The sequence below is a fragment of the Vibrio splendidus genome, from assembly GCF_001557875.1.
In the GTDB taxonomy this organism is placed as follows: Bacteria; Pseudomonadota; Gammaproteobacteria; order Enterobacterales; family Vibrionaceae; genus Vibrio; species Vibrio splendidus_F.
Genome location: NZ_LNRF01000001.1, coordinates 1,152,868 through 1,172,095 on the forward strand (window position 1 = coordinate 1,152,868; position 19,228 = coordinate 1,172,095).

17 protein-coding genes are annotated in these 19,228 nt (G+C 43.2%); 11 read left to right on the plus strand and 6 right to left on the minus strand.

The window, feature by feature from the left end:
- Window positions 1-129: 129 nt before the first annotated feature.
- Window positions 130-600, plus strand: coding sequence for an anaerobic ribonucleoside-triphosphate reductase-activating protein (gene nrdG / locus ATB74_RS04970; RefSeq protein ID WP_017058260.1), 471 nt, complete (start codon window positions 130-132; stop codon window positions 598-600).
- A gap of 152 nt (window positions 601-752) precedes the next feature.
- Here nrdG and ATB74_RS04975 read toward each other — a convergent pair whose 3' ends face one another.
- A complete protein-coding gene (locus ATB74_RS04975) occupies window positions 753-2,180 on the minus strand; it encodes an MATE family efflux transporter (RefSeq protein ID WP_061016934.1) in 1,428 nt (475 codons plus the stop codon).
- A 90-nt stretch (window positions 2,181-2,270) separates the two neighbouring features.
- Here ATB74_RS04975 and ATB74_RS04980 point away from each other — a divergent pair, with 90 nt between their 5' ends.
- The 4 genes from ATB74_RS04980 (at window position 2,271) to ATB74_RS04995 (ending at window position 7,180) form a co-directional block, all read left to right on the plus strand.
- The gene (locus ATB74_RS04980; protein ID WP_061016935.1) at window positions 2,271-3,119 is read left to right on the plus strand and encodes an AraC family transcriptional regulator; all 849 of its coding nucleotides are present in this window, start codon (window positions 2,271-2,273) and stop codon (window positions 3,117-3,119) included.
- Between the two features lie 200 nt (window positions 3,120-3,319).
- Window positions 3,320-4,504 carry an amino acid aminotransferase gene (locus tag ATB74_RS04985; protein WP_061016941.1) on the plus strand — a complete coding sequence of 395 codons (1,185 nt, stop codon included), beginning with the start codon at window positions 3,320-3,322 and terminating at the stop codon, window positions 4,502-4,504.
- Window positions 4,505-4,515: 11 nt separating this feature from the next.
- Window positions 4,516-5,202, plus strand: a complete 687-nt coding sequence (locus tag ATB74_RS04990) for a RimK/LysX family protein (RefSeq protein WP_050622371.1) — start codon at window positions 4,516-4,518, stop codon at window positions 5,200-5,202.
- 370 nt (window positions 5,203-5,572) lie between these two features.
- Window positions 5,573-7,180 carry an ABC-F family ATPase gene (locus ATB74_RS04995; RefSeq protein ID WP_081090059.1) on the plus strand — a complete coding sequence of 536 codons (1,608 nt, stop codon included), beginning with the start codon at window positions 5,573-5,575 and terminating at the stop codon, window positions 7,178-7,180.
- A gap of 117 nt (window positions 7,181-7,297) precedes the next feature.
- Here the strand turns inward: ATB74_RS04995 and ATB74_RS05000 are convergent, their stop codons facing one another.
- The 3 genes from ATB74_RS05000 to ATB74_RS05010 all read right to left on the minus strand — a co-directional run bounded on the left by ATB74_RS05000 (window position 7,298) and on the right by ATB74_RS05010 (window position 10,498).
- Window positions 7,298-9,184 (minus strand): methyl-accepting chemotaxis protein, encoded by a 1,887-nt coding sequence (locus tag ATB74_RS05000; RefSeq protein ID WP_061016945.1) that lies wholly within the window; start codon window positions 9,182-9,184, stop codon window positions 7,298-7,300.
- A 312-nt stretch (window positions 9,185-9,496) separates the two neighbouring features.
- A complete protein-coding gene (locus ATB74_RS05005) occupies window positions 9,497-10,021 on the minus strand; it encodes a hypothetical protein (RefSeq protein WP_019822713.1) in 525 nt (174 codons plus the stop codon).
- Window positions 10,022-10,120: 99 nt separating this feature from the next.
- The gene (locus ATB74_RS05010) at window positions 10,121-10,498 is read right to left on the minus strand and encodes a YgiW/YdeI family stress tolerance OB fold protein (RefSeq protein WP_061016947.1); all 378 of its coding nucleotides are present in this window, start codon (window positions 10,496-10,498) and stop codon (window positions 10,121-10,123) included.
- Between the two features lie 280 nt (window positions 10,499-10,778).
- On the opposite strand from ATB74_RS05010, the gene ATB74_RS05015 reads away from it, so the two are divergent.
- Genes ATB74_RS05015 through modC form a run of 4 tightly spaced genes read left to right on the plus strand, consistent with a single transcriptional unit; the run spans window position 10,779 to window position 14,861 of the window.
- Window positions 10,779-12,257: a cobyric acid synthase gene (locus tag ATB74_RS05015; protein WP_061016950.1), complete on the plus strand. Its 1,479-nt coding sequence runs from the start codon at window positions 10,779-10,781 to the stop codon at window positions 12,255-12,257.
- Between the two features lie 43 nt (window positions 12,258-12,300).
- Window positions 12,301-13,059 carry a molybdate ABC transporter substrate-binding protein gene (modA, locus tag ATB74_RS05020; protein ID WP_061016952.1) on the plus strand — a complete coding sequence of 253 codons (759 nt, stop codon included), beginning with the start codon at window positions 12,301-12,303 and terminating at the stop codon, window positions 13,057-13,059.
- Entirely contained in the window at window positions 13,060-13,758 is a 699-nt protein-coding gene (modB, locus tag ATB74_RS05025) for a molybdate ABC transporter permease subunit (protein ID WP_060981302.1), read from the plus strand. It begins immediately after the preceding gene.
- Complete coding sequence (gene modC, locus ATB74_RS05030) at window positions 13,755-14,861, plus strand: molybdenum ABC transporter ATP-binding protein ModC (RefSeq protein WP_061016954.1); 1,107 nt, start codon at window positions 13,755-13,757, stop codon at window positions 14,859-14,861. Before modB ends, modC begins: the two co-directional genes overlap by 4 nt.
- Before the next feature lie 362 nt (window positions 14,862-15,223).
- On the opposite strand, the gene ATB74_RS05035 is transcribed toward modC, so the two are convergent.
- Window positions 15,224-15,661 carry a DUF3069 domain-containing protein gene (locus ATB74_RS05035; protein WP_004731036.1) on the minus strand — a complete coding sequence of 146 codons (438 nt, stop codon included), beginning with the start codon at window positions 15,659-15,661 and terminating at the stop codon, window positions 15,224-15,226.
- A gap of 131 nt (window positions 15,662-15,792) precedes the next feature.
- Here ATB74_RS05035 and ATB74_RS05040 point away from each other — a divergent pair, with 131 nt between their 5' ends.
- Together ATB74_RS05040 and ATB74_RS05045 are read left to right on the plus strand one after the other, a co-directional pair.
- Window positions 15,793-16,764, plus strand: a complete 972-nt coding sequence (locus ATB74_RS05040) for a GGDEF domain-containing response regulator (RefSeq protein ID WP_179946892.1) — start codon at window positions 15,793-15,795, stop codon at window positions 16,762-16,764.
- 77 nt (window positions 16,765-16,841) lie between these two features.
- Entirely contained in the window at window positions 16,842-17,873 is a 1,032-nt protein-coding gene (locus tag ATB74_RS05045; protein WP_060981305.1) for a Solitary outer membrane autotransporter beta-barrel domain, read from the plus strand.
- Window positions 17,874-17,905: 32 nt separating this feature from the next.
- Here the strand turns inward: ATB74_RS05045 and ATB74_RS05050 are convergent, their stop codons facing one another.
- On the minus strand, window positions 17,906-19,147 hold the full coding sequence (locus tag ATB74_RS05050) for a GGDEF domain-containing protein (RefSeq protein WP_061016958.1): 1,242 nt from the start codon (window positions 19,145-19,147) through the stop codon (window positions 17,906-17,908).
- Between the last annotated feature and the right edge of the window lie 81 nt (window positions 19,148-19,228).

Here is a 19,228-nt window from a genome sequence, read left to right on the forward strand (position 1 = left end):
TTTACAAGAGCTAAGTTTCTAAGAAATAAGATTGGTATCGGCGCTATGTCGATACCAATTCATTTGTTTCACTTCTCGCTATTTTTCGAGTTAAACCACTGAGCCATCACGAGTTCTCAATACTGCCTTATGAATTATCACCAATATCACCCAATCGACGTTGTAAATGGCCCAGGAACACGCTGCACTTTGTTTGTGTCGGGCTGTGTACACCAGTGTCGCGGGTGTTATAACCAATCGACGCAAAGGTTGGACTCTGGGCATTTGTTTACTCAAGAACTGCAAGATCACATTATCGCTGATCTGAATGATCCGCGAATCAAGCGTCGTGGTTTGTCGCTTTCTGGTGGTGATCCTCTTCATCCTGCAAACGTATCTGAAGTGCTTAAGCTTGTTCAGCGTGTAAAAGCAGAATGTGAAGGTAAAGATATTTGGATGTGGACAGGCTACGAACTCGACGAACTCGATGAAAAGCAGAAGCAAGTGCTTGAATACGTGGATACATTGATTGACGGTCGCTTTGAACAAGATAAAGCGGACCCAATGTTAGATTGGCGTGGTAGTTCAAACCAAATCATTCATCGATTTACCGACTTATAGCTTCACTGACTTATAAGCTTGTTCTGATTCAGGGCTCTCCTAAAAGGAACAGAAAAAAGGGCTTCCTCGTTAGCGCAATGCTACAAATCGGCCCTTGGGTGTGAGTTCTTTTGAATCTATCGTCTGCACGTCAGTGTCAGCTTATCGTCTGTTTAAATAGGAATGCTCTGAGGCTCGTCGATTAGATTGTTTATCCACTTCTTAGACTGAATCCTCTGGCTGGTCAGAACTATTTTGGCTAGCTCTTCCAGTAATACAATCATCAAAACCCATTCTAGCGGCCAACCCAACACCAGCGCAGTAAAGTAGGCAAGGGGAATACCGATTGCCCATTGGCCAAACAGGTCGATGAAGATGCTATAGTTGATGTCTCCACCGCTTTTCAGCACACCACCAATGCCAACCATATTGAAGACTCTTAGTATCATGCCGAGTGCCATGACTAATGTAACGTTAACAGCCGTCTCTTTGAGCTCTAAGTGAGTAAGACCAATCATGTATACGATCGCGGGTTTAGCAAACCAGCACAGCAAGGCTAACAGAGCCGCAAGCCCACAGCTGACCAATACATACCCCCAAGCGGTGTTCTCGACACGTTGATAGTTCTTCGCGCCGATCTCGTTGCCTAAAATGATCGAAGCCGCGACCGCAAACCCCATGAACGCCGAGATCAAAATGCTTTCTACTGGCGATAACAGTGAGATGATCGCAAGCTCGCCAACACCCATCTGACCAACAATAACGTTATAAATCAGTATTCCACCCGCCCAAGCCGTATCATGAACCAGCATCGGAATCGCTACCTTGAAATACTTCTTTCTATGCTTGGGTAATATTGCATCGCGCCAATTGGTCAGTGTTGGAAATAGGTGGGCGTAGTGTCGCTTCGCCATAACTAGCAGGGCAATCGTTTGAAAGCATCTTGAAACCGTGGTGCCAATTGCTGCACCAACCACGCCGAGTTCTGGAAAACCAAACAATCCAAAGATCAACAGTGCATTGAGAATCGCATTGACGATGATCGCCCAAATACTGATTTTGGTTGGTAGCTTGGCTTCACCGACTGAGCGCAGTGCACTTTCTAGCGGCACAACGATTGCCGTACCAATAAGGCTGGCTCCTGTTATCCAAAGGTAATCCGTTGCCAAGAGGACGTAATCAGGGTCTGAGGCCACCACAGACACGACTGATTCAGGAACCAATGTATAAATGAACACAAAGGGGGTTATGGCAAGGATCGACAATGCCCATGATTGCGCTAGTGTGCGTCTAATTCCGTTAAAATCACCTGCACCAAAATATTGCGAAGCTAGCACGCTGACGGCGCCGCTAACCCCGGACACCATGATCAAATTGAAGAAGAATATACGATTGCCAACACCAACTGCTGCGGTTGCAGAGTCACCTAGTTGGTTAACCATAAAAATATCGACCACACCCAATAACGAAAACAACATAGTTTGCAACGATACGGGCAAACCTATGTGTAAAAGCTTTTGCCAGAAATCTTTGTCTAAATGACGATATGTCGAGAGCATCGCATTTCCCCGGTAGTAAATATGCAAGAAGTTTATCGGCATTTGTTTTAGCTGTATTGTTCAGGTTCATCACAAACTTTTGTCAAACTATCCACTTTGGTGATTTGGCAACATGAACGAGCTAGCAGTGATATGAGTGATAAACAAGAAAGGTATGAGATCTCTGATAGGACGCATCAAGAGTTTGTGGATCAAAGTCATGTCTTGGCATTCGAAGAGTTAGGTATCGTCCAGTGTGGGACAGCATCGTGTCGTGACTTCTTTTCGGTACATCGGAAAAACCAACAGAAGCACATGCTGTTATATACGGTTAGAGGAAAAGGTTGGTTAGAGAGTGGGGCATGTCGCTATATTCTAGAACCGGGATCGTGTATTACTGTACCTGCAGGCATCGAGAATGGCTTTGGGATTGAAGAAGAAACATGGCAAATAGCATGGATCTTTCTTTCGCCAGATAAGCAATGGGATAAAGTCGTGAGTGATGAAGTTAGCTACACGCTTTCGCCAGCAGCAGAGGTGGTGTCGTCTTGCATTCATACTTTGTTGAGAAGTATTGCTCTGCCCATCGATTTGGGGGGAGCGATCGCCAGTCACAGTGTGGCTCAAATAGAGTTCATGATTAATGCGCCAGTGCCTCAGCAGCAATCACGCAATTTGATCCGTTTAAGACGAGTGTTCGACAAAGTCCAAAAACAGCTCCACAAAGAGTGGAATGTTCATGAGCTGGCGAGCTTGTTTCCGTGCTCTGAGCCGCATTTTCATCGTTTGTGCCAGCGCTATTACTTGCATAGCCCAATGACTCATATCATGCGTATGAGAATGGAATACGCAGCTCGCTTATTAAAATCGAGTGATTGGTCAATTCAACACATCGGCGAGATAGTCGGTTATCCTAATGCAGCCAATTTTAGCACTCGCTTTAAAGCTTGGTCAGGAATGACACCTAGGCAATTCAAACATGGTTCTCAGTTGGAAACTTAATAGGGAACTGACTAAACCAGTCATCATAATTTCATAACTCATCAGTAGGTGTTCGAAATTTGCGCTGTTTAGTGACGTAAAATGACCAATCTCTGATTACTTATTCTAACTAAGCGCTTCTATTAAAAAATGTTTCTGATTTGTCTACGATAATGTTAACGTGAAACTCATTACTTGAATTTCAAAGGGTTGTGACTTTCATGTTTTCACATCTACCAAAACCAACTTTAGATCCAATTCTATCTCTTTCTGTTGCTTACCGCGGCGATACTCGTACTGATAAAGTCGACTTAGGCATTGGCGTTTACAAAAACGACCAAGGCGAAACTCCTATCATGAAAGCCGTATCTATGGCGCAAGATATCGTTGTTGAAACTCAGAAAACTAAAGCTTACGTTGGCCTAGCGGGCTGTGAAGAGTTTAACCAGAGCATGGTTGATTTGCTGCTTAAAGGGACTTCTGCAATGGATCGCGTTGCTGCGATTCAAACACCGGGTGCAAGTGGCGCACTTCGTATGTTGGGTGACTTAATGAAAGTTTCTCAACCAGACACCACGGTTTGGATCTCAAACCCAAGCTACGTTAACCACAAACCGGTGATGGAAGCGGCAGGCTTAAAAATTCGCTACTACAATTACTTCAGTCCTGAAACGAAGCAAGTTGATACTGCAAGAATGTTGGATGACCTTTCAAAAGCGGGTCCATCAGACGTGGTACTACTGCACGGTTGCTGTCATAACCCAACGGGTGCTGATATCGACTATGAAGCGTGGCAGGAAATCACTAAATTATCTCAGAAGAATGGTTTCTTGCCGTTCGTTGATATTGCCTACCAAGGCTTTGGTGATGGCTTAGAAGAAGATGCAAAAGGTCTTCAACACATGGCTAACAACGTTGAAGAGATGTTGATTACAACATCTTGCTCGAAGAACTTCGGTTTATACCGTGAAAGAACGGGTGCCGCTATCGTGATTGGCAAGAACAGCGAACACGTTGGCAATGCTAAAGGTAAGCTTCTTACTCTTGCTCGTTCAACTTACACAATGCCGCCAGATCATGGTGCTGCTTTGGTTAAAACAATTCTTCAGAATCAAGAGCTAACCTCGATTTGGAAGCAAGAATTGAGTGAAATGCAGCAACGTTTGTTAAATCTGCGCCAAAGTTTATGTGATGAATTGCGAAATACTTATAACACGTCACAATTTGATTTCATTGAAAGCCATAAAGGCATGTTTAGTGTACTAGGCTTTAAAGAAACTCAAATGAATCAATTACGTGAAGAATATGGAGTCTATGGTGTTGGTGACGGACGTATCAATATCGCAGGCCTTTCCGAATCTCATATTCCTTATGTAGCTAAAGCGATAGCCAACGTTTCAAAATAGAAGGTGACTGAATGTATAATTGGAAAGCGATTGTAGTTTTAATGCTAAGTGGTGGCCTGTTTGCTTGTTCGACGACTACTCAAGTTCCTGTCGAGCCAGAACAAAAGCCTCAAGTAGAACAACCTGTTGTGGATGACTCTTCAAAGACAGACGCAACTGAAGGCGAGAAAGTAACGGAACCTACGGAAAAGCCTGAAGAAGTAAAACCGACTGAGCCAGAAGCGAAACCAAAGCCTGAAGAAAAGCCAGCTCCAAAGCCGACTAAAACAAGCGATGGCAAACTGATTCTTGGTGAAGAAGAGTGGGTATTTGTTCCTGGTTTGAAAGAAGCGTTTAAAGCACGTGTAGATACAGGTGCAACAACATCTTCAATCAGTGCGGTTGATATTGTTGATTTTGAACGTGACGGAAAAGACTGGGTTAAGTTCAAAATCGAACATGACGGCATTACAACGGAAGAGATCAGCTTACCGGTAGAGCGTTGGGTTAAGATCAAGCAGTCGAGCGCGGAAGGTACACAACGACGTGCGGTAGTTGTCGCTTCAATTCAAATCGGTGATCTGAAAGACAAGACTGAGTTTACGCTTGCAGACCGAACGCACCTTTCTTTCCCACTTCTTTTGGGAAGAAGCTTCTTTAGAGATGTTGCGGTAGTAGATGTAAGCCAAAAGTACGTTCAAAAGAAAATTACTAAATAACATCTCTGCTCGTTATCATAGCTTTTCGTCTTGAAGAGCCATAGTTTCAAAGGTGACGGGCTTTAAGAGCGATTAGTTCCAAGAGCAAATAGCTTAAGAGCAATTAGCTTAAAGACTTTTAGTGTTGATAAATGAAATCCCTGTCGGTTTTGCTGGTGGGGATTTTTGTATTTACACCGCAATAACGTATGAAAAGCATCTAAATGGTCTATGTTTACTATTCGTTTACTGTTTAGCCTCGACAACGTGATCGAGATCTCTATATAATCCGCGCTTCGATTTTTGTTTAATCCATACTTTCGTACTTCTTATTTAGGTTCTTGAAATAGCCTAATAATTATCTGTCAGTACACGCTTAGGAATTAGTTCTTTGATATCTACCGCGAACATCACAATGCAATTTGGCGCAGAGCCGCTGTTTGAAAACATCTCTGCTAAATTTGGTAACGGCAACCGTTATGGTTTGATCGGCGCCAATGGTTGCGGAAAATCAACGTTCATGAAAATCCTAAGTGGTGCATTAACGCCAAGCTCAGGCAACGTTTCTATCACTCCAGGAGAAAAACTGGGTGTGCTAAGCCAAGATCAGTTCGCTTTCGAACAGTACAGCGTTATCGACGTTGTGATCATGGGCGACAGAAAACTGTGGGAAGTAAAACAAGAACGTGACCGCATTTACTCTTTGCCAGAAATGAGCGAAGACGACGGCATGAAAGTCGCAGAACTTGAAAGCGAATTCGCGGAAATGGATGGCTACACTGCAGAAAGCCGTGCTGGCGATATCCTAATCCAAGCGGGTATTGAAGAAGAGTTCCATTTCGGCCTGATGCAGCAAGTTGCTCCTGGTTGGAAACTTCGTGTGCTATTGGCACAAGCATTGTTTGCAAACCCGGACATCCTGCTTCTTGATGAACCAACCAACAACTTGGACATTCACACGATTAACTGGCTAGCGGAAGAGTTAAACCAGCGTAAATGTACAATGATCATCATTTCGCACGATAGACACTTCCTGAACTCTGTGTGTACACACATGGCAGATATCGACTATGGTGAGCTTCGTGTTTATCCTGGTAACTACGAGTACTTCCTAGAAGCGTCTGGTTTGATTCGTGAGCAACTTCTAGCAAGCAACGCTAAAAAAGCGGCTGAAATCAGTGAACTTCAAGATTTCGTAAACCGTTTTGGTGCTAACGCATCTAAAGCAAAGCAAGCAAGTTCACGTGCTAAGAAAATGGATAAAATCACGCTTGATGAAGTGAAATCATCGAGCCGTATGAGCCCGTCTATTGATTTTGGCGAAGGTAAGAAACTGCACCGCCAAGCGCTTGAGCTTCAAGAACTTGGCCACGGCTTTGATGGCGAAACACTATTTGCTGGTGGCAACTTGTTGCTTGAAGCGGGTACACGCCTTGCGGTTATCGGTGAGAACGGTGTGGGTAAAACCACGCTGTTACGTTGCCTAGTTCAAGAGCTAGAGCAAAATGAAGGTATCGTTAAATGGTCAGAAAACGCATCGGTAGGTTACTGTCCGCAAGACAGCACGGCTGACTTTGATAACGATCTGAGCATCTTCGATTGGATTTCACAATGGCGCACTGCCAAGCACGATGACCTGATGGTACGTGGCATTCTAGGCCGTTTATTGTTTACTGCTGATGATGCGAACAAGAAAGCGCGTAACTGTTCTGGTGGTGAAAAGAACCGTCTGTTATTCGGCAAGCTAATGATGCAAGACATCAACGTGCTTGTAATGGACGAACCAACCAACCACATGGATATGGAAGCAATCCAAGCCTTGAATGATGCATTGAAGGTTTACACTGGCACGCTTATCTTCGTAAGCCATGACCGTGAGTTTGTATCTTCACTGGCAACACACATTATTGATGTGAAAGACCAGCAGTTAGTGAGCTTCCAAGGTACTTACGAAGAGTACCTAGATCACCAGAAAAAGATGTTGATGGTTAACCTGTAATCGTCACTAAACGAGACGGATTGAGGTAGGTGAACTGACTTAATGGTTCATCACTAAAAAGCCCCCGAACACAGTTGTGGTCGGGGGCTTTTTGTTGGCTCATGGCCAATAATCTTGTTAGTACTTGAACAGCTGAACTTGGGTATTCAATTGTTGAGCGATACCGCGCAGCTCTTCAGAAAGTTGACGAGAGTTATCCGCTTCTGTCGACATGTTGTCTGACACATCATTAACCAACTGAATATTCTTACTTACCTCACCAGTTACGGTTCTTTGCTCGGAAGCCGCATTAGAGATGTGTGAAGCCATATCAGATATTTGCTGGATAGATGTGGCAATCTCTTCTAATGCAGTCGTCGCGTTGTTTGCGTCATCGACACTTGATTGCGCCAAGTCTTGGCTACGCTGCATTGACTCAACTGCGCTTACGCTGTTTTTCTGTAGAGTCTCGATCATTTCACGAATCTCGTCAGTAGAGCTATGGGTGCGCTGCGAAAGAACACGCACCTCATCGGCTACAACCGCGAAGCCACGACCTTGTTCACCGGCACGTGCCGCTTCAATCGCCGCATTAAGAGCGAGTAGGTTAGTTTGTTCAGCAATATCAGAAATAGTCGATAGAATCGTATTGATATCCAATGCGTTCTTCTCGAGTTCTTGGATGATGCCAGACGCATTTTCAACTTGTTGTGCAAGGTTGGTGATCGAATCTTGGTTACGAATGATAACCTGTTTACCTTGTTCACAGTTCTCTGTCGAGCTAATCGCCGAGTCAGCGGTCATTTGCGCGTTGTTTGCCACTTCTTCTGCTGTAGCTGACATCTCATGCACAGCGGTCGCAATCTGAGAAATTTCATGAAGTTGAACCGATAGGCCTTCACTGGTTTGGCGAGCAACATTGGTACTGACTTCAGACTGTTGGTTCAACTGGCTAGAGGAGTCTGCGATATCACATACGATCTCTTGAAGCTTGGCGATGAAGGCGTTGACGTGGTGCGCTAGGGTGCCGATTTCATCTTTGCTATTTACTGTAATACGCTGTGTTAAGTCGCCATCACCTTTAGACAATGCTTCCATTGCCGAGCTTAGCGTTGTTAGAGGCGCTAGGGCTTTCTTAATGATGAACATTGCCAAAAATGCGATAACAGCAAGCTGTATGAGGCCAAAAATCACCGATTGACGTAACAATGAGCGGTAAGAGGCAAAAGATTTGGTCTTATCGATCACGACAGTAAAGTACCAATCGGTATGTGGGACTTTCTGAGCCGAAAGTAGGGATTCAGCGCCGTCAATTGTTAGATCTTCAAATTCAGGCTCGTGGGCAAGCGATTTAATTTTCTGAGCTGAAAGGTTTTTGGAAATGTTAGAAATGGATTTCAATGCTAGGCTGCGATCTCTATGGGCGACAATATTACCATTACCGTCGACTAGGAATGCATAAACTCCGGGTTGCTCGATACTGACTACGTCATTGATCAATGTATTGAGATTAAGATCAGCGCCAATTACGCCAGAGTAACCGTTGGTACGAAAAGGGCTCGCAATAGTCACAACAAGGTCGTTGGTTGCCACATCAATATAAGGTTCAGTGACCACAGTTTTCCCTGTTGCCATAGGGTCTTTGTACCAATCACGGGTACGAGGGTCATAACCTTCAGGTACGGGTAAATCGACACCTTGCAAGAACTGGCCGTTAGAAAGACCCGCATACGCAATTTGAAATCGACCTGCATTGGTGCTTTGTGTGAAGTAACTGCTTGGGTCGTCAGTGTACTTGAAGGCATCTTTGGCGGCATTTACCACGTTGATGCGTCCTTCAATCCACTTTTCAATACCCGCAACATTGGCATTCGTTAAGGTTGTCGAATACTGCTGAATAGAGCGGTATGTTTCGTTAAGAAGTTGCTTCCCTGTTATATACGTTTGAATCATTGTCATCGCGAAAATAATGACAACAAACATCAATGTTAATTTGTTCTTGATTGAAATGCTGCTAACACCCATTTACGGTACTTCACTCTATTAAAATTTGGAGGAGAGAGTATCAGTACGGCGTACTACCGTAAAGTTGTTTTATCAATTGGCTTTTATTAATCAGTTAGTCAAATGAAAGGGTTTTAAAACAGAATGTGAGGTTAGAAGCTGGTCAAAAAGGAAGCAGAATTATTTACTAAGCAGGGCTGCAGAATAAAAGGCATAGCGTGAAGGGTTTTTAAGGCTAATAAGTATCAGAACGTATTAGCCTTGAAGATCGTCATTGTAAGTAAATAGTGTGAGAATTAGTCACTTACAACGCTGAAATCGCTTGGGAAGCTTTTAGAAGCCGAATCTAGCCGACATTAGGATTTGGTGACCGTAAGTGCCGTTGTTTCGCATATCAAGGCCAACAGACAGTTGATCGGTTGAGTGGAAGCGAGCACCAATACCGACAATAGAACGAGTGTCATCATTGTCTATCAGTTGTCCAAGGCGTGCGTTAACTTCAACGTTTGCCATTAACCAAGCTCTTAAGCCAATATTGATTTCTGTTTTAATGTGGTTGTCATCATTACGTTCAATGTTGTGTAACAGCATTTGGCCAGTAACGTCAGCAAATTGACTGATTGGGCCGTTGAATCCCATACCTACTGCGGCATCCCAATCACTTTCAAACTCTGAATCGATACGAGCAACAAAGTGTGAGTTCTGAGTGAACATTGTTGTGACTTCACCACCGAAAGTACTTGGGCTAGTACCCATGCGCAGCTCGAATGTATTGTAGTTAAAGTTGTTTGCAGACGCAGAGAATGAACACAGTGCAGCGAGTCCTAAAAGGACAGTCTTATTCGTGCAACCTAGCATGGTGACTCCATATAAATTGTATTTTTCGGCAGTATAATACAAAAAAGCCTGCAATATGCAGGCCAATTATTTGAAGTCAGTATGTTTTATTATTATCGCTTATAGAACTTGGATATGATCTACTTCGATTTCAGGTGTCTTTCCGCCTTCATATTCGCCGAAGATACGAACCTTTGTATCTGCGGTTAGAGGTTGCGCAAGACGGATATCATCATCCAGTTCGATCTGAATTTCACTCTGTCCATCAGAGAAGACAAACGTATCATTCTTTAGTTGACGAACAATCTTGCCATCCACTATCGCTTCTTGCTCTGCGAACATGCTTGTGTCTGCAAGTAGTGTTGCAACAGAAACGGTTTCAATCGGTCCTGTGTAAGCAATAGAGCTTTCGTGCTTGTTGCTGTGGTGGTCACTAGCCATTGCGAAAGTAGGAGCAAGGATAATAGTAGATGCGATAGCTAATACAGTTTTTTTCATGGTGAATCCCTTAATGTTGTTTTTAGTAGAAACGTTAGTCTTAATTTGAAACGTTTCTTTTCGTTAGTACGTTTTATGCGTTAATGCGCCTGTTATCGTTCACAAGCTTCGTTTCGATGTAGCTATTAAACAACATTGGGGTTGAATCTAGCGTGAGTAACATATTCATTTTCCATTCATTTTATTGAGCATCTACTCGGCAATGACGTTAAGATGGAGGCAGAGAAATGTTGCCTACAGCTAGAAATTGAAAATTAAGAAATTAAGGATTTAAGTACAAATGCGAGCACCATTAAGTGCCCTTATGGTTCAAGGGACAACGTCAGATGCCGGGAAAAGTGTTTTGGTGGCAGGTTTATGCCGTGTTTTGGCAAGGAAAGGAATCAAAGTGGCACCTTTTAAGCCACAAAACATGGCGTTAAACAGTGCTGTGACAAAAGATGGTGGCGAAATTGGTCGCGCTCAAGCGGTTCAGGCGCAAGCTTGTAATATTGAGCCAACCGTTCACATGAACCCGGTATTGCTAAAGCCTAATTCAGATACCGGCGCACAAGTGATTCTGCAAGGCCGAGCGCTGAGTAACATGGAAGCGACGGGTTATCATGATTACAAAAAAGTTGCGATGGATACGGTTATCGATTCGTTTGACCGACTTTCTGAAGAATATGAAAGCGTAATGATTGAAGGTGCGGGCAGCCCAGCTGAAATCAACCTCCGCGAAAATGATATTGCTAACATGGGGTTTGCTGAGAAAGCGGACATTCCAGTGATCATCGTTGCTGATATTGACCGTGGTGGCGTTTTTGCGCACCTGTACGGGACATTGGCTCTGTTGTCTGAATCTGAACAAGCTCGCGTAAAAGGCTTTGTGATAAATCGTTTTAGAGGCGATATAGCACTTCTACAATCTGGCCTTGATTGGTTAGAGGAGAAAACCGGTAAGCCTGTGATTGGCGTGCTGCCGTACCTGCATGGTTTTAACTTAGAAGCCGAAGATGCGATTACCTCTGCTCAAGAATCTGAGGGAGAAGCTAAGCTAAAGGTTGTGGTGCCTGTACTGACTCGAATCAGCAACCATACAGACTTTGACGCGTTAAGACTGAACCCTTCAATTGATTTACGTTATGTTGGTAAGGGTGAACGCTTAAATAATGCAGACTTGATTATCTTGCCAGGTACAAAATCGGTTAGGGCAGATTTGGATTACCTAAAGCAACAAGGCTGGGATAAAGATATTCAACGCCACTTGCGTTTAGGCGGCAAAGTGATGGGTATCTGCGGCGGCTACCAAATGTTGGGTAACATCATCCACGATCCTGATGGTGTTGAGGGTGCGTCCGGCAGCAGTAACGGCTTAGGGTATTTGGATACAGAAACGACTCTTACACAGCAGAAAACCTTAACAAACGTACGCGGCACTATGACGCTGGATGGCAAAACAGCACAAGTAAAAGGATATGAAATTCACGTAGGCAAGACTGATGTCAAAGAAACAGCATTACCGGTTCAGTTAGAATCTGGCAGCCTTGATGGCGCTGTGAATCAAGATAACTCGATTTTTGGCACTTACCTGCATGGCGTATTCGACAACAGTGATGCGTTGTCGCTTATTTGCGATTGGGCAGGCGCCAACGATGTGACAGCGATTGACCACGAACAGCTTAAAGAGCTGGGTATTAATCGAATCGCGGATGCCATCGAAGAGTACTTAAACCTTGACCTGCTTTGGCCTGAATTAACAGCTTTGGCCGCCATTTAGAAGTTAGCTAAAGAACCTAAACGAACATAGATAAGTGATAACAATGAAAAAGCGAGTCTTCCTTTTAACCATGGCCTTAACTTCGGTATTGAGTTCTAGTCATCTTTTGGCTGCCGAAAAACTACGAGTTTATGCTGCATCTTCAATGACCAATGCAGTCAACTTGTTGGTTGAAGAGTTTGAGAAAGACCATTCTGTCGATGTGATTCCTGTGTATGCGAGCACATCTTCTTTGGTACGACAAATCGAAAGAGGAGCACCAGCCGACATCTTTATCTCGGCAAATGAGAAATGGATGACGTACCTAGTCGATAGTAAATTAGTTTCTAGTGACAATGTCACAAACCTATGTGAAAACGAACTTGTGTTGATAGCCCCAAAAGAGATGTCGATATCACTGAACCTGTCAAAAGGTGATCAATGGGCTAAACTGCTTACTAATGAAAGGCTTGCCGTGGGCAATACCACTTCTGTTCCTGCGGGTATCTACGCTAAAGAGGCGTTAGAAACGCTAGGTGTATGGGACGATGTAAAGACTAGATTAGCACCAAGTAACAATGTTCGTATGGCCTTAGCTTTAGTAGAGCGCAGTGAAGCTAAGCTTGGCATTGTTTACAAAACAGATGCGCTGCTGTCTAAAGAGGTGAGCCTAGTATCGACGTTCCCATCAGATTTACATACGCCAATACGTTACCCTGTAGCGAGATTGAGCGATACAGTCGTTGCAGAAGAGTTCTATACTTTCCTTAATAGCGAAAAAGCGAAGGACACCTTGAACAGTTTTGGATTTGAAGTGCGTTAAATGATGTATTTATCGGAATACGAATATCAAGCCTTAATGCTGAGCTTGAAAGTTGCTGGGTTTGCCATCTTATGGCTTATTCCTATCGGCATTGGCTTAGCCTGGCTGCTTGCTAAGAAGCAATTTGTAGGCAAAAGTATTGTAGAGAGCATTGTCCATTTACCTTTGGTATTGCCACCAGTGGTCATCGGCTATTTACTGTTAGTGATGATGGGTAGGCAAGGCATTATTGGCTCGTGGCTCAATGACGTGTTTGGTATTGTATTCAGCTTTAGCTGGAAGGGCGCGGCACTCGCTTGCGTGGTTGTGGCGTTGCCGTTGATGGTTCGTTCTATCAGATTGAGCCTAGAAACCGTAGACAGTAAGCTTGAAGAGGCCGCTGCCACACTGGGGGCTTCACCTCTTCGTGTGTTTTTTACGATCACGTTGCCCTTGATGATCCCTGGGATCATTACCGGCACCATGCTTTCATTCGCAAGAAGCCTAGGTGAGTTTGGTGCGACCATTAGTTTCGTTTCAAATATTCCCGGTGAAACTCAAACCATTCCATTGGCCATGTATACCTTTATTGAAACCCCTGGTGCAGAAATGGAAGCGGCGCGTTTGTGTATCATTTCTATTGTGATTGCCCTTAGTTCATTGATGCTATCTGAATGGCTTAACAAAAAGTCTGCACAGCGACTAGGAGGTAATGCATGAGTGCTTTGATCCTCCAGTATCAGCAACAGCTTGGTGAAACATTTTTTGATATCGATTTAGAACTGCCTAGCAGCGGAATTACTGCAATTTTTGGCCGTTCTGGTGCAGGTAAAACCTCACTTATCAATGCGATTAGTGGCCTTAAACAGCCCGATAAAGGTTTGATCAGCGTATCTGGAACCACTCTGTTTGATAGTCAAAATGGCATTAACCTGCCGACTCACAAACGCAATGTGGGCTATGTATTTCAAGAGTCACGCTTGTTCCCACACATGAAGGTAGCGGCTAATCTTAAGTACGGTATGAAAGGTGTTGATAAAGCGCATTTTGAACAAATTGTCTCGCTATTGTCTTTGGGTTCATTGCTTGATCGTTACCCAGCACGTTTGTCTGGCGGTGAAAAGCAACGAGTGGCGATTGGCCGTGCCTTGTTATCAAAGCCAAGCATTTTGTTGATGGATGAGCCATTGGCATCTCTCGACTTGCCCCGTAAGCGCGAAGTAATGCCATTTCTGGAAAACTTATCCGAAAGCGTGCAAATACCGATCATCTATGTCACTCATAGCCTCAATGAAATTTTACGCTTGGCAAATCACCTTGTGATTATTGACCAAGGTAAAGTTATTTCATCGGGCGTGACGGAAGAGGTATGGGCGTCACGTGCGATGCAGCCTTGGCAGTCTTTCTCAGAGCAAAGCTCACTGTTTGAAGCGAAACTGGCAGAGCACAACGACGATTACGCTTTGTCTCGTTTAACGCTCGGAAAGTCTACGTCTTTGTGGGTTCAGAAAGTGTCGAGTGAGATTGGTGCTGCCGTAAGGCTTCAGGTCAGGGCAAATGATGTCTCAATAACGCTACAGGAGCCAAAAGGCACTTCAATCCGTAATATCCTTCCAGTGTCAATTAAAAGCGTAGAGACGCATCAACAAGGCACGAATAAGCAGAGTGTGGCTGTAGAGTTAGAGTTGGAGCCTGGATGCTATCTATGGGCAACTATTACATTGTGGGCGCTTGATGAGTTGAACCTAGAAATTGGACAACGTGTTTATGTGCAAATAAAAGGTGTAAGTGTCGCTCAAAGAGATATCGCTGTAACACACTAAGTCCATACGGCAAGGTATCAAGTTCTCGTTGCAAGGTATTAAGTTCACGCGGTGTTTTTCGTTCTTATTTTTATCCTATAGTTTGTAAAACTCGATCTTGATTCCATGAATGGATACATGCGTCATTTTTATACGGTATCACTGCCAGTTTTGCGCCACACTGTATGAGTGCTAAGGCATATTAATTGCCTAGCACTGACAAGAGCTTCAGTGGCAAAAATACAAAGATATTGTGAGCGAAGCTCTCAAGTAACGAACAGAAAAGTAGCAGGCACAAAAAAGCCGCATGTTTGAAGTAACATACGGCTTAATCATTAAGTTTGTGTTAAGCATTCAACCTAAATTTAGGAGTGATGAATAGCTTAGCGGATGAAAACTTCTTTGAAATCACGCTTCAAGATAGCATCGCGACGCGCTTTCTTGATTTGCTTAGCCATGTCTTTTACACAGTTATGTAAAATTTGGTCAAGCAGTTGAGCTCGGTACTCTTCTTTTTCTTCATCAGACATGCCTTCTGGAAGTTTAAGAGTAGGGAACTCTTCCATCATGTTTACGCCAGCAAAAGCTTGGCTAACAGAGATTAGAGCGTGGAACTGCTCAAAATTGTCCAAAACATTTTGTGCGCTTGCTGGAAGACTGCTCCAAGTTTCACGCACTGCTTCTTCAGACACCTCATGAATAGAAGTAACCATGTTGTGCATCTCTTTAGGCACTTCATCAAATTCGATAACTTGGCGAAGCTCTGGTGAGATAGTGGTTAAATCGATTTCTTGTACTTCGTTGTTTGTAGCGTCTGACATAGTATTTCTCTTTAAAAAGAAACAATGCTAAAAAGATCTGTAAAAAAGTCAATATAATATAGAGATTAGGGCATGATTTAAGCTCAAATTTGAGCTACTTTGAATATTCAACACTAGATAAAGGTGATGTGATGATAGAAAAGGGATCTTCGATGCGCATATTGCTGGTTGATGACGTTCAACTAGACAGGATGCAACTTGCTATTCGACTCAAGCAGCTGGGTCATATTGTAGAAGCTGTCGGTAGCGGAAAAGAAGCCCTGAATGTTTATTCTGATTTTGATCCTGAACTTGTGTTGCTTGATATCAGCATGCCAGAAATGGATGGTTTTGAGGTTGCTAACGAGGTTCGTAGGCAATTCCCAGAATGGGTTCCTATCATCTTTTTGAGTGGTCATGAAGAACCTGAAATGATTGCGAAAGCGATTGATGCTGGTGGGGATGATTATCTGATAAAGCCTGTGAACAAAGTTGTTTTGAATTCCAAGTTGATTGCGATGCAGCGTATCGCGCATATGAGGCGAGAGTTAAAACAGAGTACCGCCAAGCTCGAAGAGCTGAATATCCTCCTGCAGCAACAAGCCAATGAAGATGGCCTGACTAAATTGTATAACCGTCGATATATGGACACTAAGCTTGAAGAGAGCATAGCGTGGCATGGAAGACGTAATATATCCATGACAGTCATATTACTAGATGTAGACTTCTTTAAGCCTTACAACGATAATTACGGCCATATTCAAGGGGATAAGTGCTTGCAAGAGCTTGCTAATACCTTGAGGCTGCTTTTTGTTCGAGCGGGAGAGTTTGTCGGTCGCTATGGCGGTGAAGAGTTTGTTCTTATTTTAAGTGATACGGATAGTGATGCTGCTATGCAACAGGCGATACGTATAAAAGAAGCGTTACATGAAATGAATTACGTCCACGATTATTCAACGGTGTCCGATAGAGTGACAGCGTCACAAGGTGTATTGTCATTTGTACCAGAAGGTGGTGAATCTATCGCCTCTATTTACGAAAAGGTTGACCAAGCGCTTTATCAAGCGAAACAAACTGGCAGAAATACCTTTATACAACGCAACATTTTAGAGCTAGCACGTTAGTTGATGAGCTCTTTTAGATATTTGAATTTATACTTTACTAGCATTTGAGCTAGGAAATGCTTTAAGTGATAAAAGAAATGCCACATTCAAAGTCATTTTCTGTGACTAACACCTATTGGGCGCTTGCGGTTCCTCTATTTTTAACCGCGGCTCCTCTATTTTTAACAACAGTGTCAACCACCGTATATGCCAGCACTCTGTCTGATCTCTTCCGTAAGGAATTAGAGCAGCGCTTTGCTACCAGTGTATTACTTAATGATACTGATGTTTTTACCTTTGGTATCAATAATTTCGATCCAAATAAAGTGTTGAGCTTGGATAATGAAGATATTGGTTCGAATGATTCAGTGAGTCGCCGACAAAACATCACCTCCCTCAGTCTCCCTTATACATTTGAACTACCAAGTTACATTGAAGACAACCATCAAGAGGTAACACTACGCTTATCAGCATTGCGGATTGAGAATGATGTAGAATATACATCAACAATCAAAAGTGACTTTCAAAAAGAGTCGGTGGTTTCCGGATACGTGGAATTTGCGAATATATCCCAGTTAGATGAACACTGGAGCTTCAGTTCGGCAATTGGTAACCATATCTCATATTACCGTAATGACTTTGAATATCGTTCTTCACTGCTTGAACCTATTCAAGATCAATTGGACGGGCTCTATTATAATACTGATGCATGGGCATACATCATTGAGCCTAAGATCAAGCTGACTTTCGAAGACAAGAATGATTGGGGCAAATACAAGCTTAGTACCAGTTGGCACTACTTTAATGGTGTAGGTTGGGGAGAAGCCAATAACGGTGATATCGGAAACCCTGAAGGTTGGTATATCGCTAATGAGGCCAAGATTTTTTATGATCTAGTACGTTGGGATAAAAATATCACATCAATGTACTCAAGTATTAGAAGAATTGATATTGGCGGTGACACCGTGGCTTCTATGGGTACCACTTCTTACTATGAGGGTAGTGTAGGTTGGTTGCTTAATCCAAATCTATTTAATGAATGGGTCGATAATGTGGGAATTGGATTTACGATCAACTACGGAAGTAGTTTAAAAGGGGGGAGCTTAGTTATCTTCTTTAACCAAGATTAAGCTCCCTTTAGTCTAGTTATCAACACTTACGTTTAGCTATCAACACATAGCTTGTTTCGACCAGTTTCTTTCGCTTTGTAAAGCGCTTTGTCGGCAAGCTTTAATACTTCTTCAGGGTGTTTGGTAGTCGTGCTATCAGACAACCCAATGCTTACTGTCACATTTACTACTTCCGATGGTTTGCCGTTCTTACCACGCTTTTTCATACCCACCTCATGATCATCAGGACGCTCGTGGCTATTACGAATCGTCATGTCGTAGCTCTGAATCTCGGAAATCAAAGTTTGAAGGTGTTCTTTAACTTGTTCCGAGTATTTGCCTTTAAAAATGATCGTGAACTCTTCACCACCATAGCGATAAGCTTTAGCTCCACCCGTGGTCTCTCTCAATATACGTGCTACTAGCTTCAATACGTCGTCGCCAATGTCATGGCCGTAAGTATCGTTAAATTTTTTGAAATGATCGATATCGACCATGGCCATTGAATACTTACGTCCTAGATGCTTCATATCCACTTCTAAGGCATGTCGGCCAGGGATGTTAGTCAATTGGTCATTAAAGGCCATATCGTGGCTGGCAGACATCACATAAACGATGATCAAAGTGCCTGATAACGAGAACATTGTGCTAGAGATATATTGCACGTCAAAGAAGATGAACGTACAAGAAGAAAGCAGGATTGCGCTATAAACGACAACATCAATAGAGCGGTTATACACCAACACAAGAATGGCTGTAAGGCCAAGTAAGCAAAGGCTATATAACACTAGAACCAAAGGCAGTTTTGAGAAATCTCTGACAACAAAAAGAAGGCCTTCACTCCATGATTCAAACCCACCAGCATGGAAGTGAGAAACGATCAATTGTGCCCAAACCATGAAAAGAACCAGAACGATGGCGTAGAGGAGCATGGATTTTGAGTTTACGCCGTTGTCAGGGAATGCATACACCAATAAACAGGTTACAGGAACTAATGCCGCAAGAAGCGATAGTTCTAACAAAGTCGTTCCGGTATTAAGAGGCGTTTGTAAGCGAACTTGGATGATCAGGTATGCTACTAGCATGGTTGATGACACCATGGCCATACGCCCTTGTCTGAATGTATGGCATAGTAAAACGGCAACGCTCAATAGGATATATGGAAGGTTGCTAGCAAACCCTAAGTTTGAATCCGTCACAAGAATGACGTTGTTCATACCAGCGAGTATAATTGCCAATAAAAATAGGGGGAAGCAAAATCGAAACATGCTCGACGTTACAAAAGAAGATGCCATTTATTTGGTGAGCCTAACTATACTGATGATCTTATAATTTAATTTTATACGTAGGATACGGTTAAACAAGCGAATACCAAG